Annotated in this window: 1 tRNA gene and 2 rRNA genes (1 of these 3 cut by a window edge); all 3 read right to left on the reverse strand. The window is 56.8% G+C overall.

Annotated features, from left to right (window positions below):
- Positions 1–77 (reverse strand) — tRNA-Met (locus tag ACW9UR_RS25290).
- 52 nt (positions 78–129) lie between these two features.
- Positions 130–244: ribosomal RNA gene (rrf, locus tag ACW9UR_RS25295) — 5S ribosomal RNA — on the reverse strand.
- 130 nt (positions 245–374) lie between these two features.
- A 23S ribosomal RNA gene (locus tag ACW9UR_RS25300) occupies positions 375–2,500 on the reverse strand; it runs 778 nt beyond the window's last position.

Genomic DNA, 2,500 nt, shown 5'->3' on the forward strand with positions numbered 1-2,500 from the left:
TGGTTGCGGGGGCAGGATTTGAACCTGCGGCCTTCAGGTTATGAGCCTGACGAGCTACCGGGCTGCTCCACCCCGCGACAAGGGGAATATCGTTCTGAGAGCTTTCTTGGATTGCCACGTGCTTTGCAGGTTTGGCGGTGACCTACTCTCCCACGTCTTGAGACGCAGTACCATCGGCGCGGTGGCGCTTAACGGCCGAGTTCGGGATGGGATCGGGTGTTTCGCTCACGCTGTGACCACCAAACCGGCAAAGCACGGGGTGTCCTGCGGACTGTGCGGCCTGCAGGGATCCGTGAACACGAGTTGTCTTTCCAAGCATACTGAGGGTGATGTGGCTTCCTGATCTTGTGGTCATGTCCTCATGCCACCGGATCGGTATCAAGCCTATCGGGGGATTAGTACCGGTCAACTGAACGCGTTACCGCGCTTACATCTCCGGCCTATCGACGTGGTGGTCTTCCACGCCCCTCAGGGAGACCTGGTTTTGAGGGGGGCTTCCCGCTTAGATGCCTTCAGCGGTTATCCTGTCCGCACATAGCTACCCTGCACTGCCGTTGGCACGACAACAGGTCCACCAGTGGTGCGTTCACCCCGGTCCTCTCGTACTAGGGGCAACTCCTCTCAAGTCTCCGACACCCACGGCAGATAGGGACCGAACTGTCTCACGACGTTCTAAACCCAGCTCACGTACCTCTTTAAACGGCGAACAGCCGTACCCTTGGGACCTGCTCCAGCCCCAGGATGAGATGAGCCGACATCGAGGTGCCAAACACTGCCGTCGATATGGACTCTTGGGCAGTATCAGCCTGTTATCCCCGGCGTACCTTTTATCCGTTGAGCGATGGCCCTTCCACTCGGGACCACCGGATCACTATGGCCGTCTTTCGACTCTGCTCGACTTGTCAGTCTCGCAGTCAGGCGGGCTTATGCCATTGCACTCGACGGTTGATTTCCGACCAACCTGAGCCCACCATCGCGCGCCTCCGTTACTCTTTGGGAGGCGACCGCCCCAGTCAAACTACCCGCCACAGAGGGTCCCGGATCCGGATAACGGACCGCGGTTAGACATCAATCGTATCAAGGGTGGTATCTCAAGGGAGGCTCCCCGAGGACTGGCGTCCCCGGTTCAAAGCCTACCACCTATCCTGCACATGACAGGACTAATGCCAGTCTGAAGCTGTAGTAAAGGTGCACGGGGTCTTTCCGTCTGACCGCGGGTACCCCGCATCTTCACGGGGAATTCAATTTCGCTGAGTCTGCGTTGGAGACAGCGGGGAAGTCGTTACGCCATTCGTGCAGGTCGGAACTTACCCGACAAGGAATTTCGCTACCTTAGGACCGTTATAGTTACGGCCGCCGTTTACCGGGGCTTCAATTCGGTGCTTGCACACCTCCTTTTAACCTTCCGGCACCGGGCAGGCGTCAGACCCTATACGTCGCCTTGCGGCTTCGCAGAGCCCTGTGTTTTTAGTAAACAGTCGCCACCCCCTAGTCTGTGCCCCCGGCCCGAAGTTGCCTTCGAACCGGGCCTCCTTCTCGCGAACTTACGGAGGCATTTTGCCGAGTTCCTTCAACGCAGTTCTCTCAAGCGCCTTGGTATGCTCTACCAGTCCACCTGTGTCGGTTTAGGGTACGATCTGATGGAGGGCTATTTCCAGGGACCGTCCGGCAGCAAGACCAATCCGATAAGGTCTCACTACGCTTTCGATCCGTCACATCCTCCTGGCTCCGGAATATTAACCGGATTCCCATCGACTACGCCTTTCGGCCTCGCCTTAGGGGTCGGCTTACCCTGCTCAGATTAGCTTTAAGCAGGAACCCTTGGACTTTCGGCGACAGGGTCTCTCACCCTGTTTATCGCTACTCATGTCAACATTCTCGCTAGTGAACGCTCCACGGCTGCCTCACAGCGCCGCTTCTTCGCTGAACCCTCAACCTCCGCAGACTTTCGATGCGCTACCGCTTCGCTACTTGAGCGCGGCGGAAGAACACAAAAATCTCAAGAGGTCAGGGTTACTGAACACTACGCTCCGCTACCACTGCTTGCGCAGTCCCGAGCTTCGGCTCATGGCTTGAGCCCCGTTACATCTTCGCCGCAAGACAACTTGTCTAGACCAGTGAGCTGTTACGCTATCTTTAAAGGATGGCTGCTTCTAAGCCAACCTCCTGGTTGTTTTGGTCGTCTCACATGCTTTCCCACTTAGCCATGAATTAGGGGCCTTAGCTGCAGGTCAGGGTTGTTTCCCTCTCCACTACGGACGTTAGCATCCGCAGTGTGTCTGCCGAACAGTGCTCCTCGGTATTCGGAGTTTGGTTAGGATCAGTAAGTCTGTGGGACCCCATTACCCATCCAGTGCTCTACCCCCGAGGGCATTCATTCGACGCTCTACCTAAATAGATTTCGCGGAGAACCAGCTATCTCCAGGTTTGATTGGCCTTTCACCCCTAGGCACACGTCATCCCGACCCTTTTCAACGGGTGTGGGTTCGGACCTCCAGTG

It is taken from the genome of Halovulum sp. GXIMD14794 (assembly GCF_054457455.1).